General features: G+C 49.3%; 21 protein-coding genes. 10 read left to right on the forward strand and 11 right to left on the reverse strand.

Annotated features, from left to right (window positions below; all coding sequences use genetic code 11):
• Window positions 1-2: 2 nt before the first annotated feature.
• Window positions 3-962 carry an efflux RND transporter periplasmic adaptor subunit gene (locus BGO59_RS33065; RefSeq protein ID WP_293691451.1) on the reverse strand — a complete coding sequence of 320 codons (960 nt, stop codon included), beginning with the start codon at window positions 960-962 and terminating at the stop codon, window positions 3-5.
• Between the two features lies 1 nt (window position 963).
• Window positions 964-2247: a TolC family protein gene (locus BGO59_RS33070; protein ID WP_293691452.1), complete on the reverse strand. Its 1284-nt coding sequence runs from the start codon at window positions 2245-2247 to the stop codon at window positions 964-966.
• A 255-nt stretch (window positions 2248-2502) separates the two neighbouring features.
• Between BGO59_RS33070 and BGO59_RS33075 the strand changes: the two genes are divergently transcribed.
• A complete protein-coding gene (locus tag BGO59_RS33075; protein WP_293691454.1) occupies window positions 2503-3186 on the forward strand; it encodes a peptidoglycan recognition family protein in 684 nt (227 codons plus the stop codon).
• A gap of 17 nt (window positions 3187-3203) precedes the next feature.
• Here the strand turns inward: BGO59_RS33075 and BGO59_RS33080 are convergent, their stop codons facing one another.
• Window positions 3204-4871, reverse strand: coding sequence for a M28 family metallopeptidase (locus BGO59_RS33080; protein ID WP_293691455.1), 1668 nt, complete (start codon window positions 4869-4871; stop codon window positions 3204-3206).
• A gap of 180 nt (window positions 4872-5051) precedes the next feature.
• Between BGO59_RS33080 and rihA the strand changes: the two genes are divergently transcribed.
• A complete protein-coding gene (gene rihA / locus BGO59_RS33085; protein ID WP_293691457.1) occupies window positions 5052-5990 on the forward strand; it encodes a pyrimidine-specific ribonucleoside hydrolase RihA in 939 nt (312 codons plus the stop codon).
• 84 nt (window positions 5991-6074) lie between these two features.
• On the opposite strand, the gene BGO59_RS33090 is transcribed toward rihA, so the two are convergent.
• Complete coding sequence (locus BGO59_RS33090) at window positions 6075-6650, reverse strand: hypothetical protein (RefSeq protein ID WP_293691459.1); 576 nt, start codon at window positions 6648-6650, stop codon at window positions 6075-6077.
• Between the two features lie 106 nt (window positions 6651-6756).
• Between BGO59_RS33090 and BGO59_RS33095 the strand changes: the two genes are divergently transcribed.
• Both BGO59_RS33095 and BGO59_RS33100 read left to right on the forward strand, forming a co-directional pair.
• Window positions 6757-7317 (forward strand): NUDIX hydrolase, encoded by a 561-nt coding sequence (locus BGO59_RS33095; protein WP_293691460.1) that lies wholly within the window; start codon window positions 6757-6759, stop codon window positions 7315-7317.
• 147 nt (window positions 7318-7464) lie between these two features.
• Entirely contained in the window at window positions 7465-8640 is a 1176-nt protein-coding gene (locus tag BGO59_RS33100) for an aminotransferase class I/II-fold pyridoxal phosphate-dependent enzyme (RefSeq protein WP_293691462.1), read from the forward strand.
• 61 nt (window positions 8641-8701) lie between these two features.
• On the opposite strand, the gene BGO59_RS33105 is transcribed toward BGO59_RS33100, so the two are convergent.
• A complete protein-coding gene (locus tag BGO59_RS33105) occupies window positions 8702-9094 on the reverse strand; it encodes a GxxExxY protein (RefSeq protein ID WP_293691464.1) in 393 nt (130 codons plus the stop codon).
• 104 nt (window positions 9095-9198) lie between these two features.
• Here BGO59_RS33105 and BGO59_RS33110 point away from each other — a divergent pair, with 104 nt between their 5' ends.
• The 4 genes from BGO59_RS33110 (at window position 9199) to BGO59_RS33125 (ending at window position 11609) form a co-directional block, all read left to right on the forward strand.
• On the forward strand, window positions 9199-10056 hold the full coding sequence (locus BGO59_RS33110; RefSeq protein ID WP_293691465.1) for a prephenate dehydrogenase: 858 nt from the start codon (window positions 9199-9201) through the stop codon (window positions 10054-10056).
• Window positions 10057-10085: 29 nt separating this feature from the next.
• Complete coding sequence (locus BGO59_RS33115; RefSeq protein WP_293691467.1) at window positions 10086-10259, forward strand: hypothetical protein; 174 nt, start codon at window positions 10086-10088, stop codon at window positions 10257-10259.
• The gene (locus BGO59_RS33120) at window positions 10231-10566 is read left to right on the forward strand and encodes a type II toxin-antitoxin system RelE/ParE family toxin (RefSeq protein WP_293691469.1); all 336 of its coding nucleotides are present in this window, start codon (window positions 10231-10233) and stop codon (window positions 10564-10566) included. Before BGO59_RS33115 ends, BGO59_RS33120 begins: the two co-directional genes overlap by 29 nt.
• A 152-nt stretch (window positions 10567-10718) precedes the next feature.
• The gene (locus BGO59_RS33125; protein ID WP_293691471.1) at window positions 10719-11609 is read left to right on the forward strand and encodes an aldo/keto reductase; all 891 of its coding nucleotides are present in this window, start codon (window positions 10719-10721) and stop codon (window positions 11607-11609) included.
• A 94-nt stretch (window positions 11610-11703) separates the two neighbouring features.
• On the opposite strand, the gene BGO59_RS33130 is transcribed toward BGO59_RS33125, so the two are convergent.
• Window positions 11704-12159 (reverse strand): PA2169 family four-helix-bundle protein, encoded by a 456-nt coding sequence (locus BGO59_RS33130; protein WP_293691473.1) that lies wholly within the window; start codon window positions 12157-12159, stop codon window positions 11704-11706.
• An 86-nt stretch (window positions 12160-12245) separates the two neighbouring features.
• Window positions 12246-13679, reverse strand: coding sequence for a hypothetical protein (locus tag BGO59_RS33135; protein WP_293691475.1), 1434 nt, complete (start codon window positions 13677-13679; stop codon window positions 12246-12248).
• A 469-nt stretch (window positions 13680-14148) separates the two neighbouring features.
• On the opposite strand from BGO59_RS33135, the gene carB reads away from it, so the two are divergent.
• Window positions 14149-17025: a carbamoyl-phosphate synthase large subunit gene (gene carB, locus BGO59_RS33140; protein ID WP_293691477.1), complete on the forward strand. Its 2877-nt coding sequence runs from the start codon at window positions 14149-14151 to the stop codon at window positions 17023-17025.
• Between the two features lie 55 nt (window positions 17026-17080).
• On the opposite strand, the gene BGO59_RS33145 is transcribed toward carB, so the two are convergent.
• From BGO59_RS33145 to BGO59_RS33155, 3 genes are all read right to left on the reverse strand, one after another.
• On the reverse strand, window positions 17081-17497 hold the full coding sequence (locus BGO59_RS33145) for a hypothetical protein (protein WP_293691479.1): 417 nt from the start codon (window positions 17495-17497) through the stop codon (window positions 17081-17083).
• Between the two features lie 153 nt (window positions 17498-17650).
• On the reverse strand, window positions 17651-19207 hold the full coding sequence (locus BGO59_RS33150) for a DUF4394 domain-containing protein (protein WP_293691481.1): 1557 nt from the start codon (window positions 19205-19207) through the stop codon (window positions 17651-17653).
• Between the two features lie 124 nt (window positions 19208-19331).
• Window positions 19332-20831, reverse strand: coding sequence for a capsule assembly Wzi family protein (locus BGO59_RS33155; RefSeq protein ID WP_293691483.1), 1500 nt, complete (start codon window positions 20829-20831; stop codon window positions 19332-19334).
• Window positions 20832-20973: 142 nt separating this feature from the next.
• On the opposite strand from BGO59_RS33155, the gene BGO59_RS33160 reads away from it, so the two are divergent.
• Window positions 20974-21789 carry an aldo/keto reductase gene (locus BGO59_RS33160; protein WP_293691485.1) on the forward strand — a complete coding sequence of 272 codons (816 nt, stop codon included), beginning with the start codon at window positions 20974-20976 and terminating at the stop codon, window positions 21787-21789.
• Window positions 21790-21798: 9 nt separating this feature from the next.
• On the opposite strand, the gene BGO59_RS33165 is transcribed toward BGO59_RS33160, so the two are convergent.
• On the reverse strand, window positions 21799-22572 hold the full coding sequence (locus tag BGO59_RS33165; protein ID WP_293691487.1) for a Nif3-like dinuclear metal center hexameric protein: 774 nt from the start codon (window positions 22570-22572) through the stop codon (window positions 21799-21801).
• Window positions 22573-22872 lie beyond the last annotated feature (300 nt).

The raw sequence follows: 22872 nt of genomic DNA on the forward strand, positions 1-22872 counted from the left end.
AATCAGTACCCGAAGCTCAACCCTTTCAATTGCAGGACATTGGCCGATACAACGGCTTCTCCATCTTTCAGTCCACTCTGCACCACAACCCGGTCGGCTCGTTGCTGACCTAGCTGTACGGCCCGTCGTTCAATAGCCTGTGGCCCGGTTTTCACAAACACATAATCGCGGCCCTGCACCGTTACGACCGCATCGCGCGAAACGGTCATAAAGTTGCCATCGACAACCCCAAACTGAACCGTAGCAAACATACCCGCCTTCAATCGACCATCGGGGTTAGCAACCGAAATCCGAAGTTTAATCTGCCGCGTGGTATTGTCGACGTAATCATTGACATTATCGATCACACCCTGAAATCGTTCATTTGGAAACGCCGTAAAATTGAGCGTACATTTCAACCCACTTCGAATACTACCAAACTGATTTTCAGGTATTTCACAAACTACTAAAATCGTATTCGGGCGAGCCTGCCGCAGGGCTTTTGGGTCGAAACCCGCCAGTTTCAGCGTCGCTTCGTCCGAAATGATGGCCGCTTCTTCATTGGCCAGTTGGGTTTGGGCTTCAATAACTTCTTTGCCCGATGCGGCTCCATGCGCCTGCAAATCCTTAATCCGTTCGAGATTCCCTTTCTGCGTCTGGATGTTGATCCGGTGTTGCAGAATGGCCGTGTAATTATCCGCCAAACCAGGGTCATCGAACAGTACCAGGTGTTCGGATGGATTTTCGACCGAACGAACTACCATAGCCGCAATATGGCCGGGGGCCATAAAATCGGTGCGAACGGCTGATGAATGAACGGCCTGGGTTTCGAAGGCCCGCATCATAACCGCATCGGGAAACGAAATCTGGCTTCCGTCGGTACTAATGGTCGGACGAGGTATGGCTTTGACTACCGACTTGGGTTTTTCTTTACAGGCCGTTGTCAAAAGCGCTAAGGCAACAAGTATATGGCGAAAGGTCATGCTAGTATAAGTTGATCTGCCCGGTGACGTACAACAACCGGACGTAATTCTGACGGTAGGTATAAAGGCTCTGATAATAGGCCGTTTGGGTATCGAACCACGAGCTTTCGGCCTGAAGCAGATCGATCAGTGTTGTGGCTCCCCGCAGGTAGGCATAGCGTACGGAAGCCAGTACCTGGTCGGCATCGCGCCGAATGCCAACATACCGCTCAATGTTCTGACGACTGGTCATAAACGACTGATATGCCGTTTGCACCTCCGATCGGATTCGGGTCTGTACCAGCGTAGCCGCCTGACTTGCCTGCTCCTGCAACACCCTTGATTTCTGAATCTCGCCCTGATTACGGCTATATACCGGCAACTCAATGGTCAGAAACACACCCGCATATGGAATGGCATTCTGTGGGTTCCAGATAAAACCGGCTTCGTTGCGCGGCTTAGCCAACACCTGCTGCAAGTCGACATTTCGTTTGGCCGATTCAATAGTAGCTTCTGCCGCCAGCACATCGGTTCGGTTGGCCGTAGCCAATCGCAATAGGCTATCAGCCGTCGAATTGATGGTCGGGTACAACCGCAATGGATTAGTAAAAGCCGGATGGATGATCGAATCATTTAGTGCCACATTCACACTATCGGCAATCCCCAGTACGAGCTGCAATTCATTCAGCCGGTTACGAAGGTCCTGCTGGGCCGTTCGGGTCTGGAGGTCATACTGATCCGAAATCAACTGTGTACGGGTCAGATCGGTGGTGGTAATGACCAGATTTTTCAGCCGTACCCTGTTCAATTGCACCAGTGTATCCACATTGGCTTTGGCTCGCTGCAAAAGGGCCAGCTGAATACGGGCATACCAGGCATCGAGATACCGGTTGGCCGCATCGAAGAGTAAATTCCGTTCCGTTTCGGCTACGCTCCGAATAGCCAGATTGGTATTGGCTTCGGCTGCCCGATTCCGATACGTTCGTTTATTGTAAATATCAAACTCTTTGGTAGCCTGAATCCAGAACTGCCGCCGTTGCCGACTCAATAACCCAACGGCTTCGGAGCCCGGCGTAGGTGTTAACTGAAAGAGCGTCTGGTTATTTAGCAATGGATTTGGCCGCAAATTTGCAGTTACCTGATCGGCCTGGGCCACATTGATATTGAGCCGTTCGACTCGGAGAGCCGGGCTATTGGTGCGTACTTGTTGAAGCGTCTGTCGTAAGTTTAATGTAACCTGAGCCGAAGCAGGCAAATAAAATAACCCAACAAACAACAGCGTATATGATGCGATGTTTACTCTCATCCACTTAGAAATGCCTAAACAAAATAACGCTTCATCAATTCGATTACCGAAGAATCAGAATTAAAAGGTAGTTAAATGTACTTATGGCTATTTTTACAATCAGTTAAAACGAGGCAAGATAGCCTAGGTTTTTAGAAAGGCGATTACTTAGAAAAAATACCTATGCCTATTTAAGTACAGTCCTATTATTCCTGGGTTGATTCTATCTTCAATCCATTATCGACTTGTCAGCATTCCCACCGACTTCACCTGAAAATGAAATTCCTGATTTACTTCTTCATCAGCTTATTCCTGTTCACCTCCTGCACAAAGCGCTCTCTACACATCATTGATAAACCGATTGTTTTTGACGAGCAACGTCGGCAATTGTCTCTCGACTATCTGGCCAAACGGCATGGCCTTGAACAAACCGAACCCTATATTAAACCGAAGATGATTGTGCTCCACTGGACGGCTGTTCCGACACTGGAGGCTACCTTCAATATCTTTAATCCGTCTGTATTACCGGGTCGGCCTGATCTTCAAGCAGCCAGCCGCCTGAATACATCCGTTCCCTTCCTGGTCGATCGGGATGGCACCATCTTTCGCCTGTTGCCCGATACTACGTTTGCGCGGCACTGCATTGGCCTGAACTACTGTGCTATCGGTATTGAAAATGTGGGTAATAACGACCTGACCCGAGCGCAGATGAAAGCCAATGTGCAACTGGTACGGTATCTGAAACGTCACTACCAGGGAATCGACTACCTGATCGGCCATTATGAGTATACGGATTTCATCGGCACTCCGCTCTGGCGCGAAACCGACCCTAACTACCTGACAGGCAAGATCGATCCGGGCAAGTCGTTTATGCGTAAAGTTAGAAGCCGGGTCCGGGATTTACATTTAAAAGGTAGTCCCCGCAAACCCGACTCCGTCGATTTACCGATATTATTATAATAGAAAGCAGTAGGCTCTTACTTAACTAGCTGCCCTTTTCCAAACTTCGTCCCGAAGAAATCACCTTTGTTCCAGGTAGGGCGCTGCTCATCCTGGGCCGTCAGGTATCCTACTAAAAATTGCAGTTGGGCATGTTTAGCGGCTGACTTAAAATCGAAAGGCTGGTTCATATCGTCCTGGGGTGAGTGATAGATGGAGGCCCGCCAGTCGAGGTTGAGTTTGGTACCATCAAGGGTCGGATTTCCAGTTTGCGAGCCACTTTTAATGAATAACGCCGGAATTCCCTGCCGAACAAAACTAAAGTGATCGCTCCGCATAAATACCGTTTGTTCAGGAATCGGGTCTGGGCTAATTTCAATGTTCAGAAAGTTAGCAGCCTGTTTTACTTCTTTGCTTAAGCTCGAATGTTCGGCTCCATACGGCACAATATCGAGCAATGGATGAAAAAAGAAGGGCATGTCAAGCGTCAGGTTGGCCACAATTTTGTCTTTGGGAACAGTCGGGTTTGAGGCAAAATAATCAGACCCAAGCAAGCCCATTTCCTCGCCCGTTACACACACGAAAAGCACCGACCGACGGGGCGCTTTGGGTAAAGACGTAAACAGCCGGGCTGTTTCGAGGTTGATCGCTACCCCCGATGCGTTGTCATGAGCGCCGTTGTAAATAGAGTCACCCTTCACCACCCGGCCAATTCCAAGGTGGTCGAGGTGAGCCACATACACCACATATTCGTTTTTCAGCACAGGATCGGTGCCGGGCAATAGCGATACCAGATTAAACCCAGCCACATCTTCTACAAGATCGGTCTGGGTCTGCATCCGCACTGACACATTGAGCGGAAATGCCTGTGGACGGTTTTTGTTAGCCTGTTTTATCGCATCGCTGAATGGCGTTGGTGCATTGGCAAAAAGTAGTCGAGCCGTTGAATCGCCAAGCGATGCAACCCCTTTTATAGCCGGGTAGGTGCGCTGGGGTTTCCCCTGCTTATCGACCCAGCGATAAATACCCTGCCGATTGCGGGGCGCAGCTGTTTCGATACGATTACGAAGGTCGGTAGGCATACTAAAAGCTATGGTCCCCAAAGCACCATGCGCTACGGCATTCTCAGCCTTCGATGAGGAATAATAGGCCCGTTGATTGGATGGGAAACTAGCCGGAGCCCCGTTCAGAAAGGCGACAATTTTTCCTTTTACATCGATACCAGCGTAATCATCGTAGTCGAGTTCGGGAGCCGATACGCCATAGCCGACAAAAACGACCGGAGCCGACACCTCACTGGTCGGATGATCGGGATTCGGATTCAGGATAAACTGTTTGCCATATTGTAACGATTGCTCACGGCCATTAGTGATCATCGCCATCGAACTACCCGCTTCGTTAGTTTGCCAGCGACGCAGCGGTACAGACTGCCGAAACGACTTATTTTCTCCCGCTGGTTGAAGACCAAGGGCTTTAAACTGGGAAACGACGTAATCGGCCGCCATCGCAAAGCCGCGCGTACCGGGTTTGCGGCCTTTCAGGGAGTCGTTGGCCAGAATACGCATATGGTTCTGAATGGCGTCGGGCCGGGCCGTTTTCACCACCTGCTGGGCATCGGCAGGAATGGCGTTTGACTGCCCCAATGAAAAAGTGAGCCCGCAGAGTATCAGGCCTGAGCTGAGAAGTGTTGTAGCAATTGAGCGCATCGACAAATGATTGGATCAAAACAGTAGCTAAGATAAGCCACCAATTCAGCAGAACCAATTGGAAACGAATGCCGATATACAGCTATCCGGCCGGGTATGCACAAAGATGATATATTTGGGCCCTCATATTTTGGGGAAAGCCAATCGAACGGCTTACGAACACAACGCAAACGACAAACCATGAAGAAACGTCCGATTATTATAGATTGCGATCCCGGCCACGACGATGCCGTGATGCTCATGCTGGCTATTGGCAGCGACCTATTCGATATTAAAGCCATCACTACGTCGGCTGGTAACCAGACACAGGCCAAAACTCTGAAGAATGCGCTGAAAATTATGGCGCTGACAGGCGCAAACATTCCCGTTTATAAAGGTGCCGACAAACCGTTATTTCGTGAGCTGATCATTGCTGATTATGTACATGGTGAAATGGGAATGGATGGCCCGAGCCTACCCGAACCTACGCTCCAGCCCGAGACGTTGTCGGCTGTTGAAGCCATCGCGAAAATGCTGACCGAGAGTGATGAAGCCATTACCCTTGTTCCGACCGGGCCTTTGACCAATATTGCCACGTTTCTGCTGGCCTACCCCCACCTGAAATCAAAAATTGAGCGCATCTCGATTATGGGTGGTGGCGCTTTCCGGGGCAACATGACCCCAACGGCTGAATTCAATATTTATGTCGATCCAGAAGCCGCAGCCATTGTATTTAGTTCGGGCGTACCCATTACGATGTGCGGCCTCGACGTAACCCATAAGGCACTGGTATTTCAGGAAGATATTGAGCGGTTCCGATCCATCGGCAATCAATCGGGTACGGTCGTGGCCGAGTTGATGGACTTCTTCTCGATTTTTTATCGGCAGGAGCGCCCAGAACTAAACGGAGGAGCAGCCTTGCACGATCCCTGTGCCATTGCCTGGCTGATCGACCCGTCGCTGTTTGAGTCAAAATCGTGTTTTGTGGATGTCGAAACAGCCGGAAAACTGACTACGGGAACCACTGTTGTCGATTTTTTCAATGTCCTGAAAAAGACACCCAATGTCGAATTCGTGTATGATATTGACCGGGAAGGATACCTGAACCTGATTTACGATGCGGTGAAGAAGTTACCCTAAATTCTTTTTCGACAGGATTTGCGGGATGGACAGGATGGTTCCACTGGCTATAATCCTGTTCATCCCGTAAATCCTGTCGAAAATTTAAAACCACGGGCGCTTCACTTTAAAGGAACGTTTCAAACCGCTGATCATCAGGAAGGCACCTAGCAATCCAAAAATGATAGCGAGAGTTGTAATACCCAGAATAGCAAACACGACGGCTACCAAAATAACGATTACAGATGCTTTTAGTTTCCAGCTAATTCGTTGCCACCAGTTCAGTTCTTTCCGAAGCGGCATGCCCAGGCTTTGCCGAATCCGGTTGCCCAGGCGAAGTTGTTTTTTAGGTTTTGGCCCGGGCTGTTGGGGGGTCGTTTCGTTGGACACGGGCATCATACGCTGAACGCGCTGCATCCGCTGCTCAACCAGCTGCCGATGGACCAGCTCATTTTTCAGGCTCGCTACTGGCTCTGATACAAATGCAGGCGCATCGGTTGCCAGTTGGTCAACAACAGAATCGACATCCGGGACACTATCAGCTATCGGAACAGGCCGTTTTTCAAGCGATAATCGGGTAGCCTCGGGATGTGACGTTCGCTGAAAGTAGGCAATGGGCCGATGGCAGGACGACAGGAACAGGCAAAAAGCAGCTACTAAAAAAGGACTGTATTGTTTCATCAGGTCGCGGATTGTACAGATGACTAGCCAAAGCTAAAGTCCACTTTACAACGAATCAAAGGTGTCAGTTAATATGGCTCTGCCGAAAAAGCCTACCTTTGCCTACATGAAACCAGAGAACGATCCCCGGCCCTGGCAGGTCGAAAGCTCCGAATACATCCATCAATTACCGTGGTTTACGGTTCGCAAAGACGCCATTCGGATGGAGAATGGCGGTTCCATTCCTAACTATTTTATTTTCGAATATCCCGACTGGATCAACGTGGTTGCCGTTACAACCGAAGGGCAACTGGTTCTGATTCGGCAGTATCGACACGGTATTGGCGATGTTCATTATGAGCTTTGTGCGGGCGTAGTTGATCCCGGCGAAGAGCCACTAATAGCCGCCCAGCGTGAGCTACTGGAAGAAACTGGTTTTGGCGGTGGTACCTGGCAGCCTCTGATGACCTTATCGGCTAACCCTGGCACGCACGCGAACCTGACCCACTCCTTCCTGGCTACGGGCGTCGAGTTGAAACAGGCACAACATCTGGAAAAAACGGAAGAAATCACCGTCCATATCGTATCGCGTGAGCGGGCCCAGGAAATCGTCAATTCAGGTGAAATGATGCAGTCATTACACATAGCTCCCTTGCTGAAATACCTTTTAGAAGCGGGATTACACTGATTTAGGGATTTATATGACTTTGTTTCTTATTGATCTAATAAGCTAGCACATTCCCTAAGCAAGTATCTTTGCGGTCTCAAATGAATGGATGGATAGGTTTTAACAAAATCTGTTTCATCCTAAAATCTGTTAAATCCTGGTTAAGAAGTGATTATCCCTCTTGCTCACCGCGCCGATCAGACGCAGGAATATTATTTTTCCGTTAAGCTGGCCGAAGTTCGCCGTCTTCAGGCAGCTGGTCACGACATTATCAATCTGGGCATTGGCAACCCCGATCTGATGCCTTCTGCCAATACCATCGATGCGCTGATTCAGTCGGCTCAGCAGCCAACAGCTCATGGGTATCAGCCCTACAAGGGAACCGTTGGTCTGCGTCAGGGCATTGCCAGCTTCTATCAGAATACGTACGGCGTTGATTTAAATTCCGAAACGGAAATACTCCCTCTCATTGGCTCCAAAGAAGGTATTACCCACATCTCGCTGACGTTTTTGAATGAGGGCGATGGTGTATTGGTGCCCGAACTAGGCTACCCGGCGTATCGGGCCGTTAGTCAGATGGTAGGAGCGCGGGTGAGCGAGTACCCTCTTCTTGAACACGGTGGCTGGCAACCCGACTGGGAAGCGATGGCCGATCTGGTAAACGCATCGCCTGAAGGGTCTCCGACAAAGATTCTCTGGCTCAATTATCCGCACATGCCTACGGGCGCTCCGGCAACCTATGCGCTGTTTGAAAAAGCAGTCCGGTTTGCGCACGACCATCAGATACTTATCTGCCACGACAACCCGTACAGCCTGATTCTCAATAAGAAGAAACCAATCAGTCTGCTGGCTGTCGACGGCGCAAAAGAGGTGGGCATTGAATTAAACTCCCTCAGTAAATCGCATAATATGGCGGGGTGGCGCATTGGCTGGCTGGCAAGTAGCAAACCGTATGTCGATGCTGTACTGACCATCAAGAGCAACGTCGATTCGGGGCAGTTCAAACCGTTGATGGACGCAGCGGCTGAAGCCCTGACCAATTCCGAAGCCTGGCATCAGGAACGTAATGCGGTTTATCAGGGTCGGCTCGATGCAGTTCACGCGTTTCTGGATGCACTAGGCTGTACTTACACGACCGATCAGGAAGGCTTATTTATTTGGGCCAAACTTCCCGATCATGTAGAATCGGCTGAAGCCTTCGTTGACGATCTGTTGCTCAACAAGCATATTTTCATAGCCCCCGGCTTCATCTTCGGCCCGAAAGGGAACCGCTACGTGCGTGTATCCTTATGCATGCCCAAGGAACGGATAACAGCAGCAGTTGACCGTCTGAACCAGGATTAGTATGATTATACTGACTGTCCCTGATTATTTTGCCCGCGTCAGTTAGCTTATGTACTGGATGCTAACCCATGAATTTTTTGTTCAAAAGTCGTTTAACCTGTAAACTAGGGCTTCCAAAATTGATAAGCATCCCGATCTCAAGGTTATAGGCTTCTAAATAATTGATAGCCTGAGCTAGGTGATCATCTGTAAGCACAGCAATAGCTTTCAGTTCAATAGACAATGTATTCTCTACCAGGAAGTCTACTCTACGAGAACCAACATGTCTACCTTTGAAATAGATCGGCATATCAAATTCACGGGTGTATATAATTCCACATGCATCTAGATCTATTACTAATGCTCTCTGGTATATAACTTCCTGAAATCCGTTACCCAGTATCTTATGCACTTCAAAAGCACACCCAATTATTCTACCCGTTAACTCCGAGTATTTGTATTTTGAATTAACCATTATTCCATCAGTGACTGAACGACAATATAATGATTACAAACTAGTTATTGTTGATCAATAGATAATCATAGTTAGTCAGTTAAATCATAAAAATCCCGGTTCCGATGACAGTTTCTATTGTAGGTATTGGTTTGTTAGGAGGCTCTTTCGCGCTGGCGGTTCGTGAAAAATACCCCAAAATGCGTTTTATCGGCGTCGATACATCGGCGGTAAACGGGCAATTGGCGCTAGCGAAAGGGATTGTCGATGACGTACTGCCTTTGTCGGAGGCTATTGCCCAAAGCACACTGGTCGTTATGGCTACGCCCGTCAATACCATCATCGACTTATTACCAACTGTACTCGATCAGCTACCGCCTGGGGCCACCGTTGTTGATTTAGGGTCAACCAAAGAAACCATTTGTGCCATTGCCGATGCCCACCCGAAACGAGCCCAGTTTGTAGCTGCTCACCCGATGGCTGGCACAGAGAATTCGGGGCCCGGAGCAGCTTTCCGAGAATTATTGCCGGGCAAAAACCTCATCATCTGCGACCGCGAAAAAAGTAACCCCGACAGCCTTAATCTGGTCGAAAGTCTGTTCCGCGACATCGGTATGAAGCTGTTTTACATGACGCCCCAGGAACACGACCTGCATCTGGCCTACGTTTCGCACCTGAGCCACATCAGCGCCTTTGCCTTGGGCCTTACAGTGCTGGAAAAAGAGAAAGACGAAAAAGCAATTTTCGACATGGCAAGTACCGGCTTTAGCTCGACAGTGCGTCTGGCGAAGAGCTCCCCGCAGATGTGGGCACCCATCTTCGACCAGAACCGAGTCAACGTTTCCGACGCCCTGGCGGCCTACATCGAGTTTCTGCAAAAGTTCAAACAGATCATCGACGAGCAGGATATTGCGAACTCCCTCGAATTCATGCAGCGAGCTAACGTAATTCGACGGGTACTGGAGGGCATCGAGAAACGGTAAACCCGTATATTTGGTAAAAAGACGAGACTATGACAAAAACAGTTGTCCAGGAATCACTGGAGAAAATGCCGGAAGAGTTCTCTGTTGAAGAATTAATTGAGCGCTTACTATTCATACAGAATGTGCAGGAAGGCTTGCTACAATCGGAACGGAAAGAAACCGTCCCACTAGAAGATGTTCGGCAACGATTACGCAAATGGTAAAATGGTAAGCATAACATTTACCAATCGAGCCATTGAGGATTTGGATGCCATTGGTGAATATCATGCTCATTATTCACCAAGTTATGCCAATCATCTACAGGATTCTATTATTGCCAAAGCAGACCTCCTTCGACATCAGCCTGAAATGGGGCGTAAAGTACCTGAGTTCGATCTGCCACATCTACGTGAGTTGATCCATCAGTCATATCGTATTGTTTATAAAATTGTCAGTTCCACACAGATAGATATAATCACGATACAGCATAGTTCGCGTAACATGGCAGAGCGATTCTTCGATTCAGAATAAATAGCTGGCTGCTCTGTCAGGTCATTCAGGAAATCGAGAAACGGTAAGGAAACAAAAACTTTACCGGGTTGCGGATACAAAATCGGTTTTAGATAGTTTATCAGAAGAACCTCCACCTATGGAGTACATACCCTGAATGATCAATAAAACCTATGCAATCAACTGAATCTGCCGAATCACAACTGGCCGCGCAGGCTGGAACAATAACGATTGGGGGCGATCTAACCGTCAACCGAATGGCTTATGGTGCCATGCGTATTACAGGCGATGGTATCTGGGGACCGCCCAAAGACCATGACGAAGCCATCCGTGTATTAAAGCGCACGCTGGAGCTGGGTATCAATTTTATCGATACGGCCGATAGCTACGGCCCTTATGTATCGGAGGAGCTGATCGCCGAAGCGCTTTACCCCTATCCAGATGGGCTGGTGATCGGCACAAAAGGGGGCTTACTCCGAACAGGGCCTAACCAATGGCCTGTAGATGGTAGTCGTAAGCATCTGGAAGAAGCGTTGAACGGCAGCTTGAAACGCTTAAAACTGGATCGAATCGACCTATACCAACTTCACCGTTTTGATACGAAAGTTTCGTCTGATGAATACCTCGGTTTTCTGCAGGAAGCCCAGCAACAAGGCAAAATCCGGCACATTGGCCTATCGGAAGTAGATATCGATCAGATCGAAGAAGCCAAAAAGTATTTCGATGTCGTATCAGTACAGAACAAGTATAATTTCGGGGATCAGACCTGGAACGATGTGTTGAAATACTGTGAACAAAACGGCATCGCCTTTATCCCTTGGTTCCCGCTCAACGCTGGAAACGTCTCGGCCCAGCAAGCCATCCAGAAGGTGGCTGCCCGACATCAGGTAGATGGTAAACCCGCTACTGACTATCAGATTGCCCTGGCCTGGTTATTAGCCGCTTCGCCTGTTATGCTTCCTATTGCCGGAACATCATCTGCCAAACACCTGGAAGAGAACGTAAAAGCTGTTACGATCAAATTAACCGACGAAGATCTGAAAGATATGCCTTTGCCGGTATAAGCCAAGAGTCTGTCTTTGTTTATCAACATTCATCAACGCAAAACAGCCCGAAAGTTTGGAACTTTCGGGCTGTTCTTTTCAGGATTAGTCCTCCTTAAGCTGCCTTTTCGAGCGACTTGATCCGATCCAGAGCGCTCTGCAACTCGGTCAGTTGCTTCTGCAAATCCTCTTTGATGTAGGCCGGAATGTGATCTTTCTCAATCGCATCCTGATAAGCCTCAACAGCCGCGTTTTCGCCAAACTCGACCGAGCTCAGAATAGAATCCCGGTCTTTCCCGGTAATGGCCGACTTAATATCGATCCAGGCCCGGTGAATTTTGCTGGTTACGTCAGTTGATGTAGCATCAGACACAGCCAGTCCATCGATTCGGACGATGTGATCGGCCAGTTGGCTACGGAAGTTCTGGCTCTGCACTACATAGTGCCGGAAGATATCATCCAGCCCGGCATCTTCATTATCTTTAATCGCTTTTTCGTACCCCTGAATGCGGTCGTTATTAATTTTGACCAGTTCGTTCAGATCATCAACAATTTCGTCGTTCGTAATCATAACAGTTGATATTCGATTGGTTATTACTCGAATTTACAACTTGATGTACGGTCAAATGTTTATGAAAAGTCTGTTAAGAAATCGTTTCAGGGCGTTGTTGTAATACTTCGTATCCGTGCGATCGACCCTTTCTCAAATTCATACTGGCTTTCGGGACTGGTTAACGATATCTGGTTGATAACACCATCCCAGCCAGCCAGTTGGCTCATATTAATTTCGTAGGTTCTGAACTGCCCGTCGCCAATAATTGGGAAATCGACATAACGACCGGGCATTTCAATGATAGCAATATCGCCAGGCTTTCGCCATACAAACCGGGCCACCGTTCCTTTCGTCTGAAAAGCGGCCTGTATGTAAATTTTCGGCACATCCGAAGCTTTCCAGTAGGCCATCGGGCTGATAACTCTGAATTCTCTGGCTGTCGGGTCGGCACGATACCAGCGTACGTTCAGCTCATTTTGAATGGGCCAGCCTTTGTCGCGGGTATTTCCATAATACCACCCCTGCCGATCAGTAACGAATCGGTAGTTGGGAGCAGCCGGAGGCCGGGGCTGGTTGTAGGCAAACTGCCGGATATCGGCCAATGACCCTACCACCAGGTCACATTCATATTCATATACGCCATTATAATCGACCAGTAGAGCAGGCTGGCTACATACATACCCCGACGACACGTCAAACTCCCCTCCATCTTTCGTAACCCCAAAACCCGCCGAGCTGAACCGCACCTCGCCTTTGGGCTTGTACAACCCAACCCCCCGTCCTGATGTATTGAGCAGGGCGATCCAGTTTTCTGTACCATACCGATTGATGTTATCCTGTTCGCTATATTCCGAAACGGCATCGTTTGTAAATGGCTTCATACCATCATAGGTGATAATGCGATAGTACGGGCCGTTCAGATAAACGCAAGGGAATTCCTGCGTACGCGCTTCATACTGCGTCGTATCGACCCGGTTGATCGTCATTCGACTGCGCATGTGAACGGTATTTTCTTTCAGTTCGATCCAGTGTTCAAAGAAACAATCGGCGGGTTCGTTGAAGAGCGGCCATATCAAGGGAATCGTCTTGACATACAACAAATTCTGCCCCTGCTGATAACTGACAACCTGGGCCGGATGGTTGAAATAGTCGCCCGTTTGAACCGGGTTCCAACCCAGATTCCGCCACTGTTCAACAGGATTTTTACCATTTACGCTATACGGATAAGGCCCTGCATAGAGGGAGGTCTGAATTTGACGGCCCAGGTCGTTGTTATTGACCATATTCACATTACTGCCCGCTTCCGACAGATACGTAATGGCTCCTCCTGCGTTTAGATCAATCGCCATACGAATTTTATCGTTGGCCAGGTACAGTCGTTTCTGCGACGACTCCTGCGTTTGAGAGGGCAATCCTCCTCCGGCCGGATTGGTTACAGCCGGTGCTTTATGGGGATCGGTCGATGGATAATCCCGAACACAGGTGACAGCCAGGCAACTAACCAGAACGCAAACAATAAGTAAATAAGGTCGAGTCATAACGTAGTGACGTTTCGAATCTAAATTAGTAAAAAGAGCGGGTACGAGATAGTATTCTATTCATATCTTATCATGTGCTTTCGGCTAGTAAGTACCTCATCCGACTTTCGTTTTGATGCACAGCCCTTAGTGTAATGGGTTCCCTTCTGCATCTCTTGAGATTCAATAATTCCTCAAAAGGTTGTGATTAATCAACACGGACTTCCTTCTTCTGTACTGACAGCATCATCCAGCACAAACGACTAACCAAAATAGATCACCTTTCAGACCAAAAAAGCATACTTCTTATTTTATTCTGACATTCTCCTTTTCCATTCCCCGGTAAACCCCTAATTTTGCAGGATTTTTGACCGCCCCCTCCTACCAGGGGTCGCCAGATACTGCGCTTAGCTAATTATTCATTCGGGGCCGCCCAGCCAATCCACTCGTGTGGTGGACGTGCTCATGCGGTTCATTGCCCTGCTGAAAAATGCCTAAAAATACCAACATTCGCTCAGTACTGATTATCGGCTCAGGCCCTATTGTGATCGGCCAGGCTTGTGAATTCGATTATGCCGGTTCGCAGGCAGCCCGCTCCATCCGCGACGAAGGCATCGAAGTAGCCCTGATCAACTCCAATCCGGCTACGATCATGACTGATCCGATCAACGCCGATTATGTGTATCTGTTGCCGCTGGAGAAGAAGTCCATCGTCGAGATCCTGAAAAAACATCAGGAAATGGGGAAACCCATCGATGCCGTTCTGCCGACAATGGGTGGCCAGACTGCCCTGAACCTGGCTATCGACTGTGACAAGGCCGGTATCTGGCAGAAATACGGTGTTCAGATCATCGGTGTTGACATTAAAGCCATCGAAACCACCGAAGACCGCGAGAAATTCCGGCTGCTGATGCTCCAACTAGGTGCAGGTGTCTGCAAAGGCCGTACGGCCCGCTCGTTTCTGGAAGGTAAAGAAATTGCACAGGAAATTGGCTTCCCGCTCGTTATCCGGCCTTCGTTTACATTGGGTGGAACGGGTGGCGGCTTTGTCAATACCCCCGAGGAATTTGATAAAGCCCTGACTCACGGCTTACATGCATCGCCCGTCCATGAAGTACTGGTGGAGCAGAGCGTTATGGGCTGGAAGGAATACGAGCTGGAATTACTACGCGACAACAAGGGGAATTTCATCATCATCTGCTCCATCGAAAACTTCGACCCGATGGGCATCCATACGGGCGACAGTATCACGGTGGCGCCAGCGATGACCCTGCCCGATACGCTGTATCAGCAAATGCGCGACCTCTCGATCCGGGTTATGCAGGGCATTGGACAGTTTGCCGGAGGGTGTAATATTCAGTTCTCGGTGAATCCACAAACCGACGATATTATTGTTATCGAAGTGAATCCGCGCGTGAGCCGGTCGTCGGCACTGGCATCGAAAGCGACGGGATATCCGATTGCCAAGATTGCCGCTAAAATGGCCATTGGCTACAACCTCGACGAACTGATCAACCCGATTACAGGAACTACCTCGGCCTTCTTCGAGCCTGCTATCGACTATGTGATTGTGAAAGTGCCTCGCTGGAACTTCGACAAGTTTCCGGGTGCCGATCGTTCGCTGGGACTGCAAATGAAGTCGGTAGGGGAAGCGATGGGCATTGGACGGAACTTCCAGGAAGCCCTGCAAAAAGCCTGTCAGTCGCTCGAAATCCGACGCAATGGTTTGGGTGCCGATGGTCACGAACTGACCGACCGGGCCGCCCTGACCGAAAGCCTGAAACACCCAAGCTGGAATCGGCTGTTCCACATCTACGATGCCTTCAAGGCCGGGATGTCGTTCCGAACCATTCAGCAACTGACCCGCATCGACCCCTGGTTCCTGCACCAGATTGAAGAACTGATCGAACTCGAACGCGAAATTCAGCAGTACGACCTGGAAGACCTTCCGCCCGAACTGTTGCGTACGGCCAAGCAGAAAGGCTATGCCGACCGCCAGTTGGCTCACCTGCTTCAGGTAAAAGAAAGCAAGGTGTATCAGTACCGTCAGGCGCACAACATCCGGCGTGTATACAAGTGTGTGGATACCTGTGCGGCTGAGTTTGAGGCCAAAACGCCCTATTACTACTCAACCTTCAACAATCAGGTACCCATCACGACCGACCACGCTGAGCCGGTTTCGGATCTGCCGGGCAACGAATCCATTCGGAGCAATCGCAAAAAAGTGGTCGTTCTGGGTTCGGGCCCCAACCGGATTGGGCAGGGTATCGAGTTCGACTATTCATGCGTACACGGGGTACTGGCAGCCAAGGAAGCGGGTTACGAGACCATCATGATCAACTGCAATCCGGAAACGGTTTCGACCGACCCCGATATTGCAGATAAGCTGTACTTCGAGCCAGTTTTCTGGGAGCACGTTCACGCCATCATTATGCACGAGCAGCCTGAAGGGGTTATTGTTCAGTTGGGTGGTCAGACGGCGCTGAAGATGGCGGAAAAGCTGACTCGCTACGGCATCAAAATCATCGGTACAAGCTGGGAAGCCCTCGACCTGGCCGAAGACCGGGGCCATTTCTCGGAAATGCTCCGCAAACTCGAAATTCCATATCCGAAATTCGGTACGGTTCGGGAGTCTGAAGGGGCCATTGAACTGTCGCGCGAGTTAGGATTCCCGCTGCTGGTGCGTCCGAGCTACGTACTTGGCGGACAGAGCATGAAGATCGTCATCAACGAGAACGAACTGGAAGCGCACGTGATGAAAATTCTGGAGACCATTCCTGATAATAACATCCTGCTCGACCATTTTCTCGAGAACGCGATTGAAGCCGAAGCCGACGCCATTTGCGATGGAGAAGATGTGTATATCATCGGAATCATGGAGCACATCGAACCAGCGGGTATTCACTCCGGTGATTCGTATGCGTTGCTACCGCCCTTCGACCTGAGCGAAAACGTAATCAACCAGATTCAGGAGTACACGAAGAAAATAGCCGTAGCCCTGAAAACCGTTGGGTTGATCAACATCCAGTTCGCGATCAAGGATGAGCAGGTGTATGTGATTGAAGCCAACCCACGCGCCAGCCGGACGGTTCCGTTCATCTGCAAAGCGTACCAGGAGCCGTACGTCAACTACGCAACCAAGGTGATGCTGGGTGATAAGAAGGTGAAAGACTTCACGTTCAAGCCTGTCAAGAAAGGCTATGCGATTAAAATTCCAGTGTTCTCGTTCAGCAAATTCCCGAATGTAAACAAGGAACTTGGCCCCGAAATGAAATCGACTGGCGAAGGCATCTACTTCATCGATGACCTCACCGACGATTACTTCCAGAAGGTCTACTCCGAGCGGAATTTGTACCTGAGCCGGTAATCTCCAATAAACAAAGCGCCCCAATCTTCAGACAAGGTTGGGGCGCTTTGTTTTATTATCGGATGAAGATATGGCTGAACCCATCTGTAATATCGATATCGTACAGGGTCAGTTTTCCCGTCTGAAAAATCATCTGCTGATTGCCGTATAGAACCGGAACGAAGTTTTTGACAGCTCCCGAATACACTTTTTTATTGCTGATTGCCAGTACATACTCGTCAGCCTTCGCAGTTTTCTGAACACTGTAATCACTGGAAAAGAAAATTGTATCGGAGCGCGTAATCGTCAGTTTTCCAGCTTCATCGAGTCGCAATAGGACTTGCTCCCCCGCCTTAGGCTTATAGACGATCCCGGCAAAGCCTCCTGCCGACTGCGACCATATCCAGTTTCCGGCATAAGCTGGAGAGACCGTTTCATTATGGCACCCTCCCAACAGCATAGCCCCCAACAGCACAAAGACAAATTGTTTCATGATGCATCCTATCAACTTTCACATAAGATACACCCTAAACATGAATCGTTGGAATGCAGCCCCTAAAAATCTGTTTACCAGCCGATTTCATTAAAATAAACTGGCCCACTTCACATCGTGTAAAGTGGGCCAGTAGACTCCAAACCTGATTCACTAAAAGCCTAAACCGAGTGTAAAGCCACGTACGGTTGGGTTACCAGAAAGGGTTGTACCTGCCGTAGCTGACCCCGTTGCCAGATTGATCGTATACACACGTGTGGTGCCGCCGACGCGTAACAAGGCATACGCTGTGCCACTGGTGCCGCCAATATCGAATCCATTGGCACTCTCAACCTCAACACCCAAAGGCCCTACACTGACCAGCGTACCGTTGTTAGGTGGATTTTGCTGAAAGAGAATGGCTCCTCCCGAGCGAACATCGATATCATACAATACGGTCGACGTAGCTCCGGCAAAATTATTTGTATACGCGGCTGCCGATACATTAGGCGCACCACCCGGTGGCGAAAAAGCCAAAGCGCCATCGGTAGCCGCCAGGGCACCATTCGTAGGATCCAGGCGCAGGTTCTGTCCCGTATTGCTCACCACCCGAATACGATCGACGGTAGGGTTGAAATCGAACCCAAAATCCGTTCCCGACAGCGTAAATAAACCAGGATTACCAACCGTTGTAACACTCCAGGTCGTTGAAGCGGCCACAGTAATCGTATACAGTCGGTTCGAGCTACCCAGTGCATACAATTGTCCATTGACCGGGCGCGTATCGATACCCAGCAGGGTTTCGCCTGGTTGCAATCCAGAGAGCGTTTTCGAAGTAATAGTGGTTGCACTTTGTGGATTGAAGATGAGCAGGTTATTCGACCCATCCAGCGCATAGGCTACGGGTTCGGTCGGAATAGCCAGTCCAATCACATTATTTTGTAAATCCCCTAATTTCTGCAATCGACCCGTCGACAGATTAATTTGTTGTAGTTCCGACTTCCCATTGAAGGTCACCGCTACCAATCCTTCGCCCGTTGGAGCAATGTCAAATCCGGCCGCTCCAGTGATATCCAGACCTAGCGGGCCTACATCGACCAGCGTACCGTTATTAGGCGGATTCTGAATGTACAGCCGATCCGTTGCCGGGTCAATATCATAGAGGGTCGTTGTGGTAGCGCCCGCCCGGTTATTGGTATAGGCGACTTCAGAAATGGCCGCTCCTGGTACGCCATTGATCGGTGTATCCGTTGCGGCAATCATCCCTGTTTCTGGATTCAGCCGTAAATCAATGCCCGTGTTAGTTACCAGCCGAATCCGATCGACGGTAGGATTAAAATCAAGCCCCATGATGGTGCCAATATCGCTGGATGTAAATGGGGTATCCGTTAGTGGGCGAGCAACACCCGACGTTGGATTAATGATAAACAGGCGCTTCATATTGCTCACGCCATAGAGTTGACCAGTAGCCGGACGAAAATCGATCGATAGAATTCGTTCGCCCTGCGGTCCACCCATCGGGAAGGTAATCGGTACAAAGTTCGAAGGGGCCGAAGGCGTCCTGACGCTGACCCGCCAAAGCTGGTTGGCATCGGTCAATACATAAATGTTTGCATCAGGTAATAAATTCAGATCGGGCACCATGCGGTGATCCTGACAGGCGTTGAGTGTTACCAGACCGATCATCGCCAGGAGACCAGCGAAACGTCCAAGTAGCTTTTTCTGATTCATAATCGTATGGTTAAAATGGCATTAAAAACAATCAATGCTTATACGACTAGAGATCGAAAACGGATTTACTTGAATTAAAATTTAATTAAAATTTTCAATGCAGAAGAACATCTCCGCTGCTACTTTACCAGGCTTTTCTGAGACTTATGTAGCTTCCGAACGAGTCGGGTAATAACTCACCCCGGTCCAGTGCGACCAACGTTGTCAATACCGTTCGAGATCGTTTTCCTAGAGGCCATTGCGCTCCCAAACTGGTCGAAAACTGGTGAAGCACATCCAAAAAAGGCTGCTTATACGAGCCAAAATTCCGACTGTACGACACGCGTGCTGTCAAGGCAGGCCCATTCCGAAACCCACCCATTACGCCCATATACCACATCACTACCCGGTTATTCGGATAATACCCGTTTCCGGTGTACGCGTTATTGACATCCGGCCTGAAATCGGTACGGGGAAGAATAAACGGTGTTCCCAGCGTACGCCCTTTATACGACCACCCCTGAATATACTGGCTGTGGTTGAAGTAATTATCGGCGCCCTGCCAGCGTGCATATGGGTCAAAAATAGGGCCGCTCTGGTCGGTCGTCGTTAGCCATTCGAGCACAACCCGCTGAAGTCGGAATGTTGTTTTTGCGGACGAATGATTCAAAAAACGGACGCCAGTCAGGCCATCAGGCAGGTTTTTTAAGGCTAACCCCGATGCATCATCGTACATATGCTGGTGATACAGCAGCCAGTTAGACGCTTTTCCCTTCCATTCCACCGCCACATCGTAGCTACCGACGTGATTGCCAAGCCGATTAGTACCATCGAATTCCGTAAATCGGTCATTCTGAAGCGCATCAGGGTATCTACCCGTCACAAGGGAGAGGTAATCCTGAAACGACGTAGACAGACTTCCATTCACCGCTAATGGTGTACCAATCAGGTAATCGGCATGCCCCCCCCACTGCACCTGGTGATTGAGTCCTGCATAGAATTGGAAGCGCCAGTGTGGCTTTCCAAGGCGTCCGTACAGATATTTCTGATGCAAATAACTTTCTTGTACATAAGTATTTACCAGCCATCCATGTGCATATCCAACCCGAAATGCCAAAAGTTTTTTAGTAAAGCCAATGGGTACGAAATTGGGCGTATGCAACTGAATTTTCGGGAAAGGCTGTGCATTGCCCGACCAGGCCACAAAGCCCGATGTAAGGAGCGTATCGCCCAGGCCAGCTACTTCCCGCCGATTACCACCAAACAGTTCGAACTGCCCAAATCGTAACTTCACAAAGGCATCGGGCAGTATAATAGCCGGATTGTCGGACGTAGGTTGCGGACCGGCATTCCCCACAGCATATACCCCAAAGCCCCAGTCGAAGCGGGATTTTCGCCGGGCTGTCGTATCCGGGCGCCGTTTGTAATCGCGTAGTATACCCAACCGAAGCGTACCGAATGACCCGCGAACAGGCACTGTATTGTACTGGTTCGTTCGCAGCCAGAACGGATTCTGAGGGGCCGATGTATAGCTCCCTCCCACTTCTACTGAATACCGAATCATAGTGGTATCCCGGACCAACTGCGCCCAGGTCGACGGCACACTAAACCCCAATAAAACAGTAACCAGGTAGCGCGTTCGCATAGACATTTCCAATACTCATGACAACGGTTGACAAACATACAGTTATCCTTTCTAAATCGTTTATCAGCCTTACAATTATACATACGGTCGAAACATATTTGACAGTTTTTAGATTATATAGGGATAACCTGTTAGAGAACATATGAACGAAACCGTTACGTTAAACAATGGTGTTGAAATGCCTTTGCTCGGACTCGGTGTGTATGCCCCAAGTCAGACTAATGAAGTACAGCAGGCTGTAGAATGGGCGCTCGAAGCCGGTTGTCGCCTGATCGATACGGCAGCCGCCTACGGAAACGAACGCGAAGTAGCGGATGCGATCCGATCTAGTGGTATACCGCGAAGCGATATTTTTATCACCACCAAAGTATGGAACGACGACCAGGGATATAACCGAACCCTTCGGGCTTTCAACCGAAGCCTGGAACGCCTTCGCATCGATTCTATTGATTTATACCTTGTCCACTGGCCTGTTAAAGCCCATCGGCATGATACCTGGCGAGCCCTCGAAAAAATTTATAGTGAAGGTCGAGCCCGTGCCATTGGCATTTCCAACCATTACCCGACTCATATCGACGAATTACTGACCAGATCCACAATCACCCCGGCTCTTAATCAAATCGAATTCAGCCCCTATTGTTTCGTTCCTGAAGTACTGGACTATTGCCAGCAAAAGCAGATTCAGGTAGAAGGATACGCGCCGTTGGTTCGGGGTCAGAAAAAAGACGATCCACGATTGATAGCACTGGCTGAAAAATACGGCAAAAGCACGTTTCAACTCTTGATCCGCTGGTCGTTACAGCATGGTGCGGTTACCATTCCGAAATCCGTTAAACGGGAACGCATTCAGGAAAATTTCGACGTCTGGGATTTCACGATTTCCGATGACGATATGGCGCTGCTGGATACCTTTTATGATAACACCCGCATTGCCGATGATCCCAGAACGCTGCCCTAGTCAGCCATGTTAGCGAATGGGTAACGGTTCCCGTATGACACATTCGATTGGGAAGTGTGCCTGTAATAGATCGGCCAGAGCCTGTAAGCCCCATTCTTCACTACGACGGTGCCCTACGGCAATGACGGCTATACCGGTTTCATCGACAGCTTGCTGGCCCGGTTTTCGATAGGCCCCTGTTACATACAGGTGCGCCCCTCGTTCGGACGCTTCCCGAACCAGTGTGTTCGTCATTGCCCCTACTACGGCAACTCGCGAGCTCATGGGTTGCCATCTGGCCATACTATGCCCAGCCTCGGCCCGATCATAGCCCCCAAACAGTTCCTGAATGGTATCGAGCCACTCATCAAATTCCCGCTGCGCTACATCCACAAGCATACCCAATGGACGCTGAGGCAACACGCTCCCATTTTTAGCCGAATCCTGCTTATATCCCAGTGGCTCCAGATCGCTTGTTGCTCCCAATTGGGTAGCGAGCTGCTGATTATACCCAATCGACAGCGATTCATCGAAGGGTAGATGGTGAGTTAAAACCCCGAAATCGTTCGGAAGGGCCGCCAAATCAAGTTGCCAGGGTCGATGTAGCCAAAGGGCATCCAATTGATTTTCCAGAACCCAATCGGACAGCTTTGAGAACGGTTCTAATGCCAACCCAATCCGATGGATAGGTCGACTGGATGGATAGTAAATACCACCCCGTTCAGTTTCGGGGTATCGATCAATGACTAAGCTGGCTTGTAGAAAACGGTCTATATCAGCCAGATAAACGGGTGCACTGTGCATTCTTGCTTAACTACTAACTTAGCAAAATGTTGAGCAAGGAAGTCTATTGAGTGATTGAGCGAATGAGTGATTGAGCGATTGAGTGAATAGCTGACGCATACTATTTTCACTCAATCGCTCAATCACTCATTCGCTCAATAGACTTCGCACATGATTTTGGATTTACCGAAAATAAAGTTGTAGTTTTGCAGCCTAAACTGGCGACCTCAATGCCAGCCCGTCAAATCCGATGAAGTTCCTCGCTTAAAAACCCACGTGGTTTTTTCTTCTTCTCTCTAGTGTTTCTGCTCGCATGGGCAG

This window comes from Spirosoma sp. 48-14, assembly GCF_001898575.1.
In the GTDB taxonomy this organism is placed as follows: Bacteria; Bacteroidota; Bacteroidia; order Cytophagales; family Spirosomataceae; genus Spirosoma.